This is a genomic window from Pseudoxanthomonas sp. LjRoot125 (genome assembly GCF_964252705.1).
GTDB lineage: Bacteria > Pseudomonadota > Gammaproteobacteria > Xanthomonadales > Xanthomonadaceae > Pseudoxanthomonas_A.
In genome coordinates this window covers 2,997,092-3,012,610 of the sequence record NZ_CAXUOY020000001.1, presented here as the reverse complement: position 1 = coordinate 3,012,610, position 15,519 = coordinate 2,997,092, and the positions used below count along the sequence as shown (strand labels likewise).

Genomic DNA, 15,519 nt, shown 5'->3' with positions numbered 1-15,519 from the left:
GGCGGGCGGTTCTGCCAGAATCGCCCACGTCCCACCGACCGGCCCGTCCATGACCGCCACCGCCACTGCTGTCCCCGCGCCGGCCAATTCGCCGCGCCGCGTGCTGTTCGCCAGCCTGATCGGCACCACGATCGAGTTTTTCGATTTCTACATCTACGCGACGGCGGCGGTGATCGTCTTTCCGAAGCTGTTCTTCCCGCAGAGCGATCCGGCCAGCGCCACCCTGCAGTCGTTCGCCACTTTCGCGCTGGCGTTCATCGCGCGGCCGGTGGGTTCGGCGCTGTTCGGCCACTTCGGCGACCGCATCGGCCGCAAGGCCACGCTGGTGGCCGCGCTGCTGACGATGGGCATCTCCACGGTGGTCATCGGCCTGCTGCCGACGTATGCGCAGGTCGGCGTGCTTGCGCCGGCGCTGCTCGCAGTGTGCCGGCTGGGGCAGGGTATCGGCCTGGGAGGCGAGTGGGGAGGCGCGGTGCTACTGGCGACCGAGAACGCGCCGCCCGGCAAGCGCGCGTGGTACGGCATGTTCCCGCAGCTGGGCGCGCCGATCGGCTTCCTGTGCTCGACCGGTATCTTCCTGCTGCTGACCGAAGCGATGACCGACGCGCAGTTCCTGGCGTGGGGCTGGCGCATCCCCTTCCTCGCCAGCGCGGCGCTGGTATTCGTCGGCCTGTGGGTGCGGTTGAGGATCACCGAAACGCCGGACTTCCAGAAGGCGCTCGACAAGGACGAACGGGTCAAGGTGCCGATGCTGACCGCGGTGCGCGATCATCCGTTCGCGCTGGTCGCGGGTACGTTCGCGCTGGTGGCGACCTTCGTGCTGTTTTACCTGATGACGGTGTTTGCGCTGAGCTGGGGCACGTCGAAACTCGGCTATTCGCGCGAGCATTTCCTGATGCTGCAAATGGGCGGCGTGCTGTTCTTCGCGCTGACCATTCCGCTGTCGGCACTGTATGCGGACCGCTACGGCCGCCGGAACGCGATGATCGTGGCGACGCTACTGATCATCGGCTTCGGGTTCGCCTTCGCGCCGCTGCTGGAATCGGGCAGCGACCTCGGCGTGCTCGCCTTCCTGGCGCTGGGGCTGGGCGCGATGGGCCTGACCTACGGGCCCTGCGGCACGATCCTCGCGGAGATGTTCCCCACGGCCGTGCGCTATACCGGCGCATCGCTGGCCTTCAACATGGCGGGCATCCTTGGCGCTTCGCCGGCACCGTACATCGCCACGCGGCTGGGCGAGCGCTACGGCCTGGCGTCGGTGGGCTGGTACCTGGCCGGCATGGCCACGCTGACGCTGCTGGCGTTGTGGGTGATGCCGCGCCCGCGCACGACCGACTAGCCGAACAGCCGCTTCACGGTGCGGCTGAGCCAGCCACCCTGCTGGTGCTCGCGGACGAACCGGTTGAGGTGCCGCTTGACCGAATCCGCGTACGCCTTGTCGTCGTTGCGGATGTGGTTGAACAGCCAGCGCGAGAGCATGCTGCGCAGGTCGTCGACGATATCCTCGCCGGCCTGAAAGCGTAGCCGGTACTCGGAGACGCGTTTGGTGAAGACCTCATGCACGCGCTTGTGCGCCGCGCTGAAGGGGTAACCAGCTTCCTCCATCAGCTCTTCCTCGAAGGCGAAGTGCGAGAGGGTGTAGTCGACCAGCTCGTCGATCACTTCGCCCACCGCGAAGCGCTCCATCGATTTCTGGGTGACGTGGAGGTGGTTGATCATCTCCACGATGCGGCGGTGCTGGCCATCGATGATGTCGATGCCCGTGTCCATGTCGTCCTGCCAGATCAGCAGTGTCATGTGCGTGTCCCCTGCCGGCGGATGCCGGAATGCAGGGAAAATCTAGGTGCGCGCCCCGGTCGCGGCATTGATCGGGATCAATGCCGCGACCGGGTGACGCAGGGCTCAGCCGCTCGAGACCACGCGATTGCGCCCGCCGGCCTTGGCCAGGTAAAGGCGCCGGTCGGCTTCGCTCAACAGGTGGTTGAGGGTCTGGCCCGGGAAGCGCGTACGGAATACGCCGATGCTGACCGTCATGCGGATCTTCTGGGTACCGATGTCGACCTCGAGCGCCTCGATATCGCCGCGCAGCGACTCGAAATACTCCACCGCCTCGCTCTCGCCGAGATAGGGCACGAGCGCGCAGAACTCCTCGCCGCCGAAACGCGCCACCAGGTCCTGCGTGCCCGCGTGGCGCGCGATGGCCTGGGCGACGGCCTTCAATGCCACGTCGCCGGCTTCGTGGCCGTAGGTGTCATTGATGTGCTTGAAGTGGTCGATGTCGATGATCGCCGCCGTGACTGCCTGCTGGCGGCCCAGCGTGTTCGGCAGCAGCGCGTGGCATTCGGCCAGGAAGTGGCGGCGGTTCGGCAGGCCGGTCAGGAAATCGCGCGTGGCCAAGTCTTGCAAGGTGCCGATCAGCTCGAGCTGGTCGATGTTCTGCGACACCCGGCAGAAGAACTCCTCGCGCGAGAACGGTTTGTGCAGGAAATCGTTGGCGCCGCTCTTCAGGAAGCGCGGGACCAGGCTGCCGTCGCTGGTGCCGGAAATGCCGATGATGGCCAGGTGGTCGCGTGCATGGCGCGCGCGCAGGCGACGGGTGAATTCGTGCCCCTTCATGCCGGGCATTTCCTGGTCGACGATGGCCAGGCGGATATCGGGATTGGCATCCAGCATCGCCAGGCCGGCTTCGCCGTCGGCGGCTTCGACCACGCGGAAGCCGTACATCGAGAGCAGGGCCGCCGCGTGCTGGCGTGCGGAGCGCGAATCGTCGACGACCAGCGCGGCGATCCGCCGGTTGCGTTCCAGCCGCTGCACCAGCCACACCAGGTAATCGATGCTGCCGGGTGTGTTCTTCAACACGTAGTCCACGACCTGCCGACGCAACACCTGTTCGCGCATGGCATCGTCGTAGACGCCGCTGACCACGACCGTGGGCAGCTGGCGCGACAGGAAGAACTCGACGACCTCGTCGTGGCTGCCATCGGCCAGCACCAGGCTGGTGACGGCCATGAACCAATCCGGATGCCGTTCCAGCGCAGCGCCGGCCTCCGCGAGCGTGGCGGCGTAGACGACCGGCAGGTTGAGCTTCTGTTCGATCGCTTCGCCGATCAGGCGTGCATGCGTGCGCGAGTTCTCCACCACCAGGATGCGTTGGGGTAGCGGAGTCGGGCTGGCGGGGGCGGGCGAAGCGCGCAGGGGTGTCGGCATCGTCATGGGCGTTACGGAGGTTCCATGCCTCCGTATCGGCCCGACTTGCCCGGACTTGAGAGCGCCGTCACGAAAATGAAACGCGGCGCCGCCGGCCTACCAGAGCGCGTCGCGCAGCTTGTACCAGGCCATGGCGGCCACCAGCAGGGGCGTGCGCAGGGCGCGTCCGCCGGGGAACGGCAGGTGATCGATCTTCGCGAACAGGTCCAGCCGTTCGGACTGGCCACGAATGGCCTGGGCGAGGGTGGTGCCGGCCAGGCCCGCGGCGATCAGCCCGTGGCCCGAGAAGCCTTGGGCAAAATACAGGTTGGGCGCCAGCCGGCCCCAGTGCGGCGCGCGGTTGAGCGAGATGTCGATCATCCCGCCCCACAGGTACTCGATACCGACATCGCGCAGCTGCGGGAACACGCGGTGCATGCGTCGGGTCATCACCCCGCGCAGGTTGGGCGGGGGCAGGGTGGAATAGCTCGCGCGACCGCCGAACAACACGCGGTGGTCGCGGCCCAGGCGGAAGTAGTCCAGCGCCCAGTTGGTGTCGGCCACCGCCATGTCGTTGCGGATCAGCGCGCGCGCGCGTTCCTCGCCCAACGGCGGCGTAGCGGCGATGTAGGTGCCCACCGGCATCATCCGCGATTCGAGTTCCGGCGCGATGCCACGCAATAGCGCATTGCCGGCGAGGATGACCTGGCTGCAGACCACTTCGCCACGCGCCGTTTTCAGCACGGGGCGCGCACCACGCACCAGTTGGGTGACGCGCGAACCCTCGAAGATCTTCACGCCGGCGTCCAGCGCCGCACGGCCCAGGCCCAGGGCATAGGCGAGCGGATGCAGGTGGCCGCTGACCGGGTCGTACATCGCGCCGAGATAACGGTCGCTCGCCAGCTCGCTGCGCAGCCGCTCGCGGCTCCACCACTGCACCGGGTGACCGTAGCGGGTATTGAAGTCCTCGACCGCGTGTTCGACCTCGCGCTGCTGGCGCGGCTTGATCGGCACGGTCGCATGGCCGTCGCGCCAGTCGCAGTCGATGCCGTGCCGGTCGATCCGCCCGCGCAGCCAACGCAGGCCGTCCACCGACAGATCGAACATCTTCTTCGCATCGTCGAAGCCGACGAGGGCTTCCAGCTTGGCCTCGCCGCAACCGAATCCGGCGATGGCCTGGCCGCCGTTGCGGCCCGAGGCGCCCCAGCCGATGCGCTCGGCTTCCAGCACGACCACCTTGTAGCCGGCTTCAGCCAGCTCAAGCGCCGCCGACAGGCCGGTGTAACCCGCGCCGAGGATGCAGACGTCGGCCTCGATGCGGCCTTCCAGCGCCGGCTGCGCGGGCAACGGCGTCGTGCTGGCGGCGTACCAGCTGTCGGGATAGGTATGCGCGGACGTCATGCGGGCATCGCCTGGCTCACACCGATCGCAGGTACCACGCGTATTCCAGGTCGGTCACTTCGGTGTAGAAGCTGTGCATCTCCTTGAGCTTCTGCTGGCCGTAGATGTGCTGGAAGGACGTGCCGAACTGCTCGCGGATGAATTCGCTGCCCATGAACGCGCCGATGGCCTCGCGCCAGAACGGCGTGCGGATCTCGGTCTGGTCGTAGGCGTTGCCGGTGATCGGCGGGCCGGGATCGAAGCCCTGCTCGATGCCGTGCAGCATGCCAGCCAACACGGCGGCGGTGACCAGGTAGATGTTGGCATCGGCACCAGCGATGCGGTGCTCGATCCGGGTGTTCGCTTCGTCGCTGTGCGGGATGCGCATGGCGACGGTGCGGTTGTTGTAGCCCCACACGTCGTTGAGCGGGACGAACGCGTTGAGCACGAAGCGCCGGTAACTGTTGGCGTGCGGCGCGAACAGCAGCAGGCAGTCCTGGTCGCTGCGCTGCAGGCCGCCGATGGCGTGCTTCAGCGCAGCGGCCGGGGCCGTCTGCGGCGAGGCGAAGATGTTGTGGCCGTCGGCATCCAGCACGCTGGCGTGGATATGCATGCCGCTGCCCGCCTGGTCGGCGAACGGCTTGGCCATGAAGCTGGCCATCAGGCCCTGCTGCTGCGCGGCGGCCTTGATCGCGCGCTTGAGGTAGATCGCATCGTCGCAGGCGAGCAGGGCATCGTCGCGATGCTTGAGGTTGATTTCGAACTGGCCCGGCGCGTACTCGGCCACGGCGGTGTCGGCGGGAATGCGCTGCGCACGACACGCGGCGGCCACCGCATCGGTGAAGCCGCGGTAGTCGTTCAGGTCTTCCATGTAGTAGACCTGCGTGCTGGTGTTGCGTTGCCCGGTCGCCGGATTGATCGACGTGCGCGGGCGTCCTGCGTCGTCCATGCGCTGGTCGAACAGGTAGAACTCCAGTTCCACCGCGACCACCGGCTTCAGGCCGCGCGCGGCATAGCGTGCGAGCACGCGCTTGAGCACTTCACGCGGGTTGGCCTCGAACATGCCGCCCTTCGCGTCCTCCATGCTCAGCAGCAGCTGCGCGGCCGGGCGCGGCGACCACGGCACGGGCCGCAGCGAGCCCGGCACGGGGCGGCAGATGCGGTCCTCGTCGCCGATGTCGTAGCCCAGCCCGGTTTCCTCGACCGTGTTGCCGGTGATGTCGGTGGCGATCAGCGACATCGGCAGGCACACGCCGTCGCGATAGACCTTCTCCAGCGCATCCCGGGTGATCCGCTTGCCGCGCAGCAGCCCGTTCATGTCGGGCAGCAGCAGGTCGATCTGCTCGCAGTCAGGGATGGACGCCAGCGTGGCGGCGTCGTCGGCGGGCAGGGAAGACGCGGCGGAATCGGGGCGCATGAGGGCGTTCCTGGAGGCTGCGGCGCAGCTTAGCAGAGCAGCGGGCGCGTCAAGAATACTCAACGGAAGAATTCGCGCGAGCCCCGGAAATGCCCTAAATCGGTGCCGCGCCGCACCATATCGGCGCCGAAAACGTCGTGGCGGGCGCTCGTGTTGTAAAAATAAAACGGCCGGGTTAAGTTGCCCGGAAGCCATCCCGGGCTTCCTGCATGACCCCGCTGCCGCGGGTCGGTCTGCCGACCGACCACAAGCAAATCGGTGCGCATCCCTTCCTTGCCGTTGGCGAGAAGTACGTGCGCGCGGTGGTGGATGGGGCGGGCTGCCTGCCGCTGCTGGTGCCCACCCTCGACCCGGTGCTGCCGCTGCGCGAGGTGCTCGCCGGCTTGGACGGCCTGCTGTTGACCGGCGCCGTCAGCAACATCGAGCCGCACCACTACAGCGACGAGTCCAGCTACGAGGGCAACCTGCTGGATCCACGTCGCGATGCGACCAACCTGCCGCTGATCCCACTCGCCATCGGGATGGGCGTGCCGGTGCTGGCGATCTGCCGCGGCTTCCAGGAGGTGAACGTGGCCTTCGGTGGCAGCCTGTACCAGAAGGTGCACGAGCAGCCCGGTTTCATGGATCACCGCGAGAACAAGGACGATCCGCTGGACGTGCAGTACGGCCCTGCGCACGACGTTTCGCTCGTCGCGGGCGGACTGTTGGCCACCCTCGCCGGAGACACCCGGGCAGTCGTCAATTCCTTGCACGGCCAGGGCGTGCGTCGCTTGGGCGAAGGCCTGGTGGTGGAAGCGCAGGCGCCGGACGGATTGATCGAGGCGTATCGCCACGATGGCCCCGCTTTCATGTTGGCGGTGCAGTGGCATCCGGAATGGAAGGTGCGGGAGAACCCGTTCTACCTGGCCATCTTCCGCGCGTTCGGCGATGCCTGCCGGATTCGCGCGGCGCGGAGGACATCGTGAAGCGGCGCCACCCGCCGCCATGGGAGGGCGGGCGCTGACGCGCCCGTGCGGTTCGTTCCCGGCGCGATGCGCCGGCATTCCCTCCCTCCCGACTTCGTTGCCATGAGCCAGAAACAATCCCAACGCAAGAAGACCGAAACCCCCGAGCCCTCCGAGAGTTCGCTGCGCCGCTGGCTGAAGGAACGCAGCATCACCGAGGTCGAATGCCTGGTGCCGGACATCACCGGCAATGCGCGCGGCAAGATCATTCCGGCCGACAAGTTCAGCCACGACTACGGCACGCGCCTGCCCGAAGGCATCTTCGCCACCACGGTGACCGGCGATTATCCGGACGACTATTACGAACTGACTTCGCCGTCGGATTCGGACATGTTTCTGCGTCCCGATCCGGACACGGTACGCATGGTGCCGTGGGCGGCGGACCCGACCGCGCAGGTCATCCACGACTGCTACACCAAGGACGGCAAGCCGCACGAACTGGCGCCGCGCAACGTACTGCGCCGCGTGCTGGCGGCCTACGAAAAGGAAGGCCTGCGCCCGGTGGTGGCGCCGGAGCTGGAATTCTTCCTGGTGCAGAAGAACACCGACCCGGATTTCCCGCTGTTGCCGCCGGCCGGCCGTTCGGGACGGCCGGAGACCGCGCGCCAGTCGTACTCGATCGACGCAGTCAACGAGTTCGACCCCATCCTCGACCTGATGTACGACTACTGCGAGGCGATGGAGCTGGACGTGGACACGTTGATCCACGAATCCGGTGCTGCGCAGCTGGAGGTCAATTTCACCCACGACGATGCGTTGTCGCGCGCGGACCAGGTGTTCCTGTTCAAGCGCACCATGCGCGAAGCCGCGCTCCGCCATGGGGTGTACGCCACTTTCCTGGCCAAGCCGATGGAGAACGAGCCGGGCAGCGCGATGCATATCCACCAGAGCCTGGTGGACATGAAGTCAGGCCGGAACGTGTTCGCGGGCAAGTCCGAGGGCAAGTCCAGCAAGCTGTTCGGGCACTACCTGGCCGGCCTGCAGAAATACGTGCCGATGGCGATGGCGTTCTTCGGCCCCAACGTCAATTCCTATCGCCGGCTCGCGCTGGGGCAGGTGGCACCGATCAACGTGCAGTGGGGATACGACAACCGCACCTGCGGTCTGCGCGTGCCGATGGATACCCCCGAGAACATGCGCGTGGAGAGCCGCTTCGCCGGCTCTGACGCCAATCCCTACCTCGCGATGGCCGGCACGCTGGCCTGCGGCCTGCTGGGCATCCGCGAGCAGCTCAAGCCGACCGAACCATTGGCGAGCAGCGCCCAGGACATCGGTTTCGAGTTGCCGCGCTCGCTGGGCGAAGCGCTGGACGAACTCGAAGGCTGCAAGGCGCTGCAGGACCTGATGGGCGCGCGCTTTGTGCGCGCCTACGTCTCGGTCAAGCGCAAGGAATACGAGACCTTCTTCCGCGTGATCAGTTCGTGGGAGCGGGAATTCCTGTTGTTGAACGTCTGATCGAAAGCCTGTTCCCATTCTCTCCTGTGGGAGCGACGTAAGCCGCGATGAAGCTCTACCGGTAGTCCATCGCGACTTACGTCGCTCCCACAAATGATCCTGATGTGGAGTTTCACATGAACCAACTCGACACCCGTACCCTGCAGAAGCTCGATGCCGAGCACCACCTGCATCCGTTCAACGACAATGCCGCGCTGGCGAAGAAGGGCACGCGCATCCTGACCAAGGGTGAGGGTTGCTACGTCTGGGATGCCGACGGCAACCAGCTGCTCGACGCCTTCGCCGGGCTGTGGTGCGTCAACATCGGCTACGGTCGCAAGGAACTGGGCGAGGTCGCGTCGAAGCAGATGACGCAGCTGGCCTACTACAACAGCTTCTTCCAGTGCACGACCGAGCCGACCATCGCACTTGCCGCGAAACTGGCCGAGCTGGCGCCAGGCGACCTCAACCACTCCTTCTTCGTCAATTCCGGTTCCGAGGCGAACGACACCATCCTGCGCATGGTCCGCCACTTCTGGGCGGTGCAGGACCAGCCGAAGAAGAACATCTTCATCGGCCGCCACGACGGTTACCACGGCACCACGATGGCCGGCGCCAGCCTCGGCGGCATGAAGGGCATGCACAAGCAGGGTGGCTTGCCGATCCCCGACATCCACCATATCGATCCGCCGTTCTGGTTCGCCGACGGCGGCGACTTGTCCGAGGACGAGTACGGCCTGGTCGCCGCGCGCCGGCTGGAGCAGAAGATCCTCGAGCTGGGGCCTGACCGCGTCGCGGCCTTCATCGGCGAACCCATCATGGGCGCGATCGGCGTCTACATCCCGCCGAAGACCTATTGGCCCGAGATCGAACGCATCTGCCGCCAGTACGACGTGCTGCTGGTGGCCGACGAGGTGATCTGTGGTTTCGGGCGCACCGGCGAATGGTTCGGTTCGCAGTACTTCGGTTTCCAGCCCGACATCATGCCGGTGGCCAAGGGCATCACGTCCGGCTACATCCCGCTGGGCGCGGCGATGTTCAACGATCGCGTGGCCAAGGTGCTGAAGGAGCAGGGTGGCGAGCTGGCGCATGGCGCCACGTATTCCGGCCATCCGGTCTGTGCGGCGGTGGCGCTGGAGAACATCCGCATCCTGCAGGACGAGAAGATCGTCGAGCGCGCGAAGACCGACGTCGCGCCTTACCTGGCCCAGCGCTGGGCGGAACTGGGCGAACACCGGCTGGTCGGGCAGGCGCGCATCGCCGGCATGGTCGGTGCGCTGGAACTGGTGCCGGACAAGGGCAAGCGGGCGTTCTTCCCCGAGCGAGGAACCGTGGGGCCGCGCTGTCGCGACCACGCGCTCAAGCATGGGCTGATCCTGCGCGCGACCTGGGACGCCATGCTGCTCTCGCCGCCGCTGATCATCACCCGCGCGCAGGTGGACGAACTGTTCGACAAGACGTGGAAGGCGCTCAACGACACCGCGGCGGACCTGGGAATGTAGGCGCGCCGGCAAGCGTGCGCTGCGTCACAGCGCCGCGGCCCGGGCGTATGATGTTTCCATCCCCCGATCCTGTTCCATGGAGACCCCGATGAAGCTCAAGACCCTCACCGTCATGCTGGCCGCCGCCGTGCTGGCCGCCTGTGGCGGCAAGGACGAGAAGGCCGCCGATGGTGCGCCGTCCAAGGCGCTCAACGTCTACAACTGGTCCGACTACATCGCCGAGGACACCCTCCCGAACTTCGAGAAGCAGTCGGGCGTCAAGGTCACCTACGATGTGTTCGACAGCGACGAGATGGTCGAGACCAAGTTGCTGGCTGGCAGCAGCGGCTACGACGTGGTGGTGCCGTCGCTGAGCTTCCTGGGCCGCCAGATCCAGGCCGGTGTGTTCCTCCCGCTGGACAAGAGCAAGATCCCGAACCTGAAGAACCTCGACCCGGCGATGCTCAAGCGCATCGAACAGCAGGACCCGGGCAACCAGTACGCGGTGCCGTACCTGTGGGGCACCAGCGGCATCGGCTACAACGTGGACAAGATCAAGGCCATCTTCGGCGACACCGCCGTCACCGGCAGCTGGGACGTCGTGTTCAAGCCCGAGAACGCGGCCAAGCTGAAGGACTGCGGCATCACCGTGCTGGACACGCCCTCGGAACTGATCCCGATCGCGCTGAACTACCTGGGCGAGGATCCGCACAGCTTCGACCCGGCAGTGATCGACAAGGCCGCGGCGCTGCTGAAGACCATCCGCCCGTACATCCGCAATTTCCATTCGTCTTCGTACATCAACGACCTGGCCAACGGCGACGTCTGCCTGGTGGTCGGTTGGTCGGGCGACGTGATCCAGGCGCGCGACCGCGCTGCCGAGGCCGGCAACGGCGTCAACATCGCGTACTCCATTCCGAAGGAAGGCGCGCCGCAGTGGTTCGACATGCTGGCGATTCCGAAAGATGCCAAGAATGTCGACAACGCCTATGCCTTCATCAACTACCTGCTTGAGCCCAAGGTCGCGGCGGCGAATACCAATTTCGTTACGTATCCCAACCCGGTGCCGTCGTCGAAGCCGATGGTGGACAAGACGATCGCGGACGATCCGACGATCTACCCACCGGCCGACGTGGACGCGAAGCTCTTCACCTTCGCGGTGCTGCCGCCGGAAGTGGATCGCCAGTACACGCGCATCTGGACGGAACTGAAGACCGGACGATGAAACACACGAGGGCGCGGGCCGTGAAGGACGCGCCCTTTGTCATGGTGGCGATGGACGCGTGAGCGGACGACGCCACGGGGAGGCGGCAAAAGGGGAAGGGGAAAGAAGGGGAGCGATCACGGCACGGAACCGGCCACAGCAATGACAGCACGCCCGCGGCGACCATGAGCCAACGCGGGGACCACATCAAGCCGCCCTCGCGGGCCGAATGGAGAGAGATTGATGAAACTGCGCGTACTGGCAACCACCCTGGCCCTCTGTACCCTCGCGGCCTGCGGGAAATCCGGCGAAGGCGATGCCGCCAAGCCAGCCGATGGCGGCGACAAACAGGTCAACGTCTACAACTGGTCCGACTACATCGCCGAGGACACCATCCCGAACTTCGAGAAGCAGTCGGGCATCAAGGTCACCTACGACGTGTTCGACAGCAACGAGGTCCTGGAGACCAAGCTGCTGGCCGGCAGCAGCGGTTACGACGTGGTCGTGCCGACGATGAACTTCCTGGGCCGCCAGATCCAGGCCGGCGTGTTCCTGCCGCTGGACAAGAGCAAGATCCCCAACTACGCCAACCTGGACCCGGCCCTCATGAAGCGCCTGGAGAACCAGGATCCGGGCAACCAGTACGCCATCCCCTACATGTGGGGCACCACCGGCATCGGCTACAACGTCGACAAGGTGAAGGCCGCCTTCGGCAACACCGACATCGCCAGCAGCCTGGACATCGTCTTCAAGCCGGAAAACATCAGCAAGCTGAAGGATTGCGGCGTGACCTTCCTCGACACGCCGTCGGAAATCATCCCGATCGCCCTGAACTACCTGGGCGAGGACCCGAACAGCCAGGATCCGGCGGTGATCGACAAGGCGGCGGCGCTGCTGAAGACGATCCGTCCATACATCACCAACTTCCATTCCTCGCAGTACATCGATGCGATGGCCAATGGTGACACCTGCCTGGTGGTGGGCTGGTCGGGCGACATCATCCAGGCGCGCGACCGGGCCGCCGAGGCCAAGAACGGCGTGAACATCGCCTACGCCATCCCGAAGGAAGGCGCACCGCAGTGGTTCGACATGCTGTCCATCCCGAAGGACGCCAAGCATGTCGATGCGGCCTATGCCTTCATCAACTACCTGCTCGATCCGCAGGTGATGGCCAACAACTCCAACTTCATCAGCTATCCGAACGCCATTCCGAAGGCCAAGGAACTGATGGACAAGTCGATCACCGAAGACCCGACCATCTACCCGACGCCCGAGGTCGAGGCCAAGCTCTTCACCTTCGCCATCATCCCGCCGGACGTGGACCGCCAGTACACGCGCATCTGGACGGAACTGAAGACCGGCAAGTAAGTGCCGCCGCCGGGGCGGACGACCTCCGCCCCGGATCCGACGGATCCACGCGACATACCACGGCCGGCGCCGACGCAGCGCCGGCGACCAGGGGAACTCCATGGCGGCAGAACAGGGCAACGGCGCGGCACCGAATGGCAAGGCGAACGCGCAGGAATACTTGCGCATCGTCGACGTGCGCAAGGAATTCGACGGCTTCGTCGCGGTCGACGACACCAACCTGACCATCCGCAAGGGCGAGATCTTCGCGTTGCTGGGAGGGTCGGGCAGCGGCAAGTCGACGCTGCTGCGCTGCCTGGCGGGTTTCGAGAAGCCGACGTCCGGCAAGATCTTCCTGGACGGCCAGTTGCTCAACGACCTGCCGCCGTACGAGCGGCCGCTCAACATGATGTTCCAGTCGTATGCGTTGTTCCCGCACATGACGGTGGAGCAGAACATTGCGTTCGGCCTGAAGCAGGACGGACTGGCCAAGGATGCGATCAGGAAGCGCGTCGAGGAGATGCTGGCGCTGGTGCAGTTGGGCAAGCTGGCCAAGCGCAAGCCACACCAGCTCTCGGGTGGCCAGCAGCAGCGCGTGGCGCTGGCGCGGTCGTTGGCCAAGGGGCCGAAGCTGCTGTTGCTGGACGAGCCGATGGGCGCGCTGGACAAGAAGCTGCGCTCGCAGATGCAACTGGAGCTGGTGAGCATCATCGAGAAGTCGGGCGTGACCTGTGTGATGGTCACCCACGACCAGGAAGAAGCGATGACGATGGCCACCCGCATCGCGCTGATGGACCAGGGCTGGATTCGCCAGGTCGGCACGCCGGATGAGATCTACGAGCAGCCGACCAGCCGCTTCGCCGCCGAGTTCATCGGCTCGGTCAACCTGATCGAGGGCGCGGTGGAGGAGGACGAAGCGAACTACGTCACCATCCGCTCGCCGCAGCTGCCGGATCCCATCTACATCGGTCATGGCATTTCGGGTTTCGAAGGCCAGGAAGTCGCCTTCGCGGTGCGGCCCGAGAAGCTTGGCATCGGCAAGCAGGAGCCATCGCAGCCGCACAACAAGGCCAAGGGCGTGATCGAGGACATCGCCTACTTCGGCAGCCATTCGGTCTACCACGTGCGCCTGCCGAGCGGTTACAAGTTCATGGCCAACTTCGCCAACGTCCAGCGCTGGGCCAGCGAAGGACTCACCTGGAACGACGAAGTGTGGGTGTGGTGGGGAGACAACGACGGCGTGGTGCTGACCTCATGAACATCCTGCGCTCCCTCCAGAAACGCCTACCGGGGCCGCGCTGGGGCGTGATCTCGGTGCCTTACCTGTGGTTACTGCTGTTCTTCGCGATCCCGTTCCTGATCGTGCTGAAGATCTCGTTCGCCAAGCTGGCGATCGCGATGCCGCCGTATACGCCGATCCTGGAGTACATCGACGAGGCGCTGACGCTCAAGCTCAACCTGGGCAACTACGCCGCGCTGTTCACCGATTCCCAGTACGTCGCGGCGTACCTGAGTTCGATCAAGATCGCCGCGATCTCCACCTTCCTCGCGTTGCTGGTGGCCTATCCGATCGCGTACGTGATCGCGCGCTTGCCGCCGTCCACGCGCAACATCGCGATGATGCTGGTGGTGTTGCCATCGTGGACCTCGTTCCTGATCCGGGTCTACGCGTGGATCGGCATCCTCAAGAACAACGGCCTGCTCAACAACCTGCTGATGAAGATCGGCCTGATCGACGAGCCGCTGCAGATCCTTTACACACCGATGGCGGCGTACATCGGCATCGTGTACTGCTACCTGCCGTTCATGGTGCTGCCGCTGTACACCAACCTGGTGAAGCACGACCACCGCCTGCTGGAGGCCGCCTACGATCTCGGCGCCAAGCCGTGGAAGGCGTTCTTCACCATCACCCTGCCGTTGTCCAAGGCCGGCATCATCGCCGGCTGCATGCTGGTGATGATTCCGGCGGTGGGCGAGTTCGTCATCCCCGAACTGCTCGGTGGCCCGGACACCCTGATGATCGGCCGCGTGCTGTGGGGCGAGTTCTTCAACAACCGCGACTGGCCTGCGGCGTCGGCGGTGGCCATCGTCATGCTGATCCTGCTGCTGATCCCGATCCTGATCTTCAACCGGGTGCAACAGCGCGAGATGGAAGGGAGGCTGACATGAGCCGGATCGGACAACGCGCCGTCAACTGGACGGTGCTCGGCCTGGGGTTCGCGTTCCTGTACGTGCCAGTGCTCATCCTGATGGTGTACTCCTTCAACGAGTCGCGCCTGGCCACGGTGTGGTCGGGGTTCTCGTTCAAGTGGTATGGCGAGCTGTTCCGCGACAAGCAAATGCTGGACGCCGCCTGGGTCAGCATCAAGGTGGCGTTCTGGACGGCCACGGCGGCTGTTGTGCTGGGCACGATGGCGTCGCTGGTGATGACGCGCATGCGCCGCTTCTCCGGCAAGACCCTGTTCGGGGCGTTGATCACCGCGCCGCTGGTGATGCCCGAGGTGATCATCGGTTTGTCGATCCTGCTGATGTTCGTCTCGTTGCAGGGGCTGACCGATGGCTACTTCGCGCCGAAGGGCATCGTCGCGATCTGGATCGCGCACGTGACCTTCACGCTGGCCTTCGTCACCGTAGTCGTGTCCTCGCGTTTGTCCGAACTGGACAAGTCGCTGGAAGAGGCCGCGATGGACCTGGGCGCGAACAGGATCAAGGTGTTCTTCCTGATCACGTTGCCGATCATCGCGCCCGCGCTGGTCTCGGGCTGGTTGCTGGCGTTCACCCTCTCGCTGGACGACGTGGTGATCGCCAGCTTCGTCGCCGGGCCGAGTTCGACCACACTGCCGATGAAGGTGTTCTCGTCGGTGCGCCTCGGGTTGAGCCCGAAGATCAACGCGCTCGCCACGTTGATGATCCTGGTGGTGAGCGTGGCCGCCTTCCTCGGCTGGTGGTTTATGTACCGCGAGGAGAAGCGCCGCCAGCGCGACATGCAACTGGCACTGCAGGAGAACGGGTGACGGCGCGCCGTTGCCCACGATCCGCTAACGCCGCACCGCCGACAATGATCGG

The 15,519-nt window shown here is 65.5% G+C and carries 13 protein-coding genes; 9 read left to right on the top strand and 4 right to left on the bottom strand.

Going from position 1 to position 15,519, the window contains the following annotated elements; translation table 11 throughout:
- The first annotated feature begins 49 nt into the window (after positions 1-49).
- Entirely contained in the window at positions 50-1,339 is a 1,290-nt protein-coding gene (locus ACSION_RS14015; protein ID WP_435306393.1) for an MFS transporter, read from the top strand.
- Here ACSION_RS14015 and ACSION_RS14010 read toward each other — a convergent pair.
- From ACSION_RS14010 to ACSION_RS13995, 4 genes are all read right to left on the bottom strand, one after another.
- Complete coding sequence (locus tag ACSION_RS14010) at positions 1,336-1,797, bottom strand: bacteriohemerythrin (RefSeq protein WP_435306392.1); 462 nt, start codon at positions 1,795-1,797, stop codon at positions 1,336-1,338. The two genes, ACSION_RS14015 and ACSION_RS14010, sit on opposite strands and share 4 nt — an antisense overlap.
- A gap of 105 nt (positions 1,798-1,902) precedes the next feature.
- Entirely contained in the window at positions 1,903-3,207 is a 1,305-nt protein-coding gene (locus ACSION_RS14005) for a diguanylate cyclase (RefSeq protein WP_435306717.1), read from the bottom strand.
- A gap of 96 nt (positions 3,208-3,303) precedes the next feature.
- On the bottom strand, positions 3,304-4,587 hold the full coding sequence (locus ACSION_RS14000) for an NAD(P)/FAD-dependent oxidoreductase (protein ID WP_435306391.1): 1,284 nt from the start codon (positions 4,585-4,587) through the stop codon (positions 3,304-3,306).
- A 16-nt stretch (positions 4,588-4,603) separates the two neighbouring features.
- The gene (locus ACSION_RS13995) at positions 4,604-5,983 is read right to left on the bottom strand and encodes a glutamine synthetase family protein (protein WP_435306390.1); all 1,380 of its coding nucleotides are present in this window, start codon (positions 5,981-5,983) and stop codon (positions 4,604-4,606) included.
- Between the two features lie 209 nt (positions 5,984-6,192).
- On the opposite strand from ACSION_RS13995, the gene ACSION_RS13990 reads away from it, so the two are divergent.
- The 8 genes from ACSION_RS13990 to ACSION_RS13955 all read left to right on the top strand — a co-directional run bounded on the left by ACSION_RS13990 (position 6,193) and on the right by ACSION_RS13955 (position 15,467).
- A complete protein-coding gene (locus tag ACSION_RS13990; protein ID WP_435306389.1) occupies positions 6,193-6,948 on the top strand; it encodes a gamma-glutamyl-gamma-aminobutyrate hydrolase family protein in 756 nt (251 codons plus the stop codon).
- A gap of 102 nt (positions 6,949-7,050) precedes the next feature.
- A complete protein-coding gene (locus ACSION_RS13985) occupies positions 7,051-8,442 on the top strand; it encodes a glutamine synthetase family protein (protein WP_093486870.1) in 1,392 nt (463 codons plus the stop codon).
- A gap of 116 nt (positions 8,443-8,558) precedes the next feature.
- Positions 8,559-9,923 (top strand): aspartate aminotransferase family protein, encoded by a 1,365-nt coding sequence (locus ACSION_RS13980; RefSeq protein ID WP_435306388.1) that lies wholly within the window; start codon positions 8,559-8,561, stop codon positions 9,921-9,923.
- Between the two features lie 88 nt (positions 9,924-10,011).
- The gene (locus tag ACSION_RS13975) at positions 10,012-11,127 is read left to right on the top strand and encodes a polyamine ABC transporter substrate-binding protein (RefSeq protein WP_435306387.1); all 1,116 of its coding nucleotides are present in this window, start codon (positions 10,012-10,014) and stop codon (positions 11,125-11,127) included.
- Positions 11,128-11,349: 222 nt separating this feature from the next.
- The gene (locus ACSION_RS13970) at positions 11,350-12,474 is read left to right on the top strand and encodes a polyamine ABC transporter substrate-binding protein (RefSeq protein WP_435306386.1); all 1,125 of its coding nucleotides are present in this window, start codon (positions 11,350-11,352) and stop codon (positions 12,472-12,474) included.
- Between the two features lie 100 nt (positions 12,475-12,574).
- Complete coding sequence (locus tag ACSION_RS13965) at positions 12,575-13,711, top strand: ABC transporter ATP-binding protein (RefSeq protein ID WP_435306385.1); 1,137 nt, start codon at positions 12,575-12,577, stop codon at positions 13,709-13,711.
- On the top strand, positions 13,708-14,622 hold the full coding sequence (locus ACSION_RS13960; RefSeq protein ID WP_435306384.1) for an ABC transporter permease subunit: 915 nt from the start codon (positions 13,708-13,710) through the stop codon (positions 14,620-14,622). Before ACSION_RS13965 ends, ACSION_RS13960 begins: the two co-directional genes overlap by 4 nt.
- Entirely contained in the window at positions 14,619-15,467 is an 849-nt protein-coding gene (locus ACSION_RS13955; RefSeq protein WP_435306383.1) for an ABC transporter permease subunit, read from the top strand. Before ACSION_RS13960 ends, ACSION_RS13955 begins: the two co-directional genes overlap by 4 nt.
- The last annotated feature ends 52 nt before the right edge of the window (positions 15,468-15,519 follow it).

Excerpts from the sequence above, each read along its gene's own strand:
- ACSION_RS13965 (WP_435306385.1), top strand. The coding sequence starts at position 12,575 with ATGGCGGCAGAACAGGGCAACGGCGCGGCACCGAATGGCAAGGCGAAC.
- ACSION_RS14000 (WP_435306391.1), bottom strand. The coding sequence starts at position 4,587 with ATGACGTCCGCGCATACCTATCCCGACAGCTGGTACGCCGCCAGCACG.
- ACSION_RS13955 (WP_435306383.1), top strand. The coding sequence starts at position 14,619 with ATGAGCCGGATCGGACAACGCGCCGTCAACTGGACGGTGCTCGGCCTG.
- ACSION_RS14015 (WP_435306393.1), top strand. The coding sequence starts at position 50 with ATGACCGCCACCGCCACTGCTGTCCCCGCGCCGGCCAATTCGCCGCGC.
- ACSION_RS13960 (WP_435306384.1), top strand. The coding sequence starts at position 13,708 with ATGAACATCCTGCGCTCCCTCCAGAAACGCCTACCGGGGCCGCGCTGG.
- ACSION_RS14005 (WP_435306717.1), bottom strand. The coding sequence starts at position 3,207 with ATGCCGACACCCCTGCGCGCTTCGCCCGCCCCCGCCAGCCCGACTCCG.
- ACSION_RS13970 (WP_435306386.1), top strand. The coding sequence starts at position 11,350 with ATGAAACTGCGCGTACTGGCAACCACCCTGGCCCTCTGTACCCTCGCG.
- ACSION_RS13995 (WP_435306390.1), bottom strand. The coding sequence starts at position 5,983 with ATGCGCCCCGATTCCGCCGCGTCTTCCCTGCCCGCCGACGACGCCGCC.
- ACSION_RS13990 (WP_435306389.1), top strand. The coding sequence starts at position 6,193 with ATGACCCCGCTGCCGCGGGTCGGTCTGCCGACCGACCACAAGCAAATC.
- ACSION_RS13980 (WP_435306388.1), top strand. The coding sequence starts at position 8,559 with ATGAACCAACTCGACACCCGTACCCTGCAGAAGCTCGATGCCGAGCAC.
- ACSION_RS13975 (WP_435306387.1), top strand. The coding sequence starts at position 10,012 with ATGAAGCTCAAGACCCTCACCGTCATGCTGGCCGCCGCCGTGCTGGCC.
- ACSION_RS14010 (WP_435306392.1), bottom strand. The coding sequence starts at position 1,797 with ATGACACTGCTGATCTGGCAGGACGACATGGACACGGGCATCGACATC.
- ACSION_RS13985 (WP_093486870.1), top strand. The coding sequence starts at position 7,051 with ATGAGCCAGAAACAATCCCAACGCAAGAAGACCGAAACCCCCGAGCCC.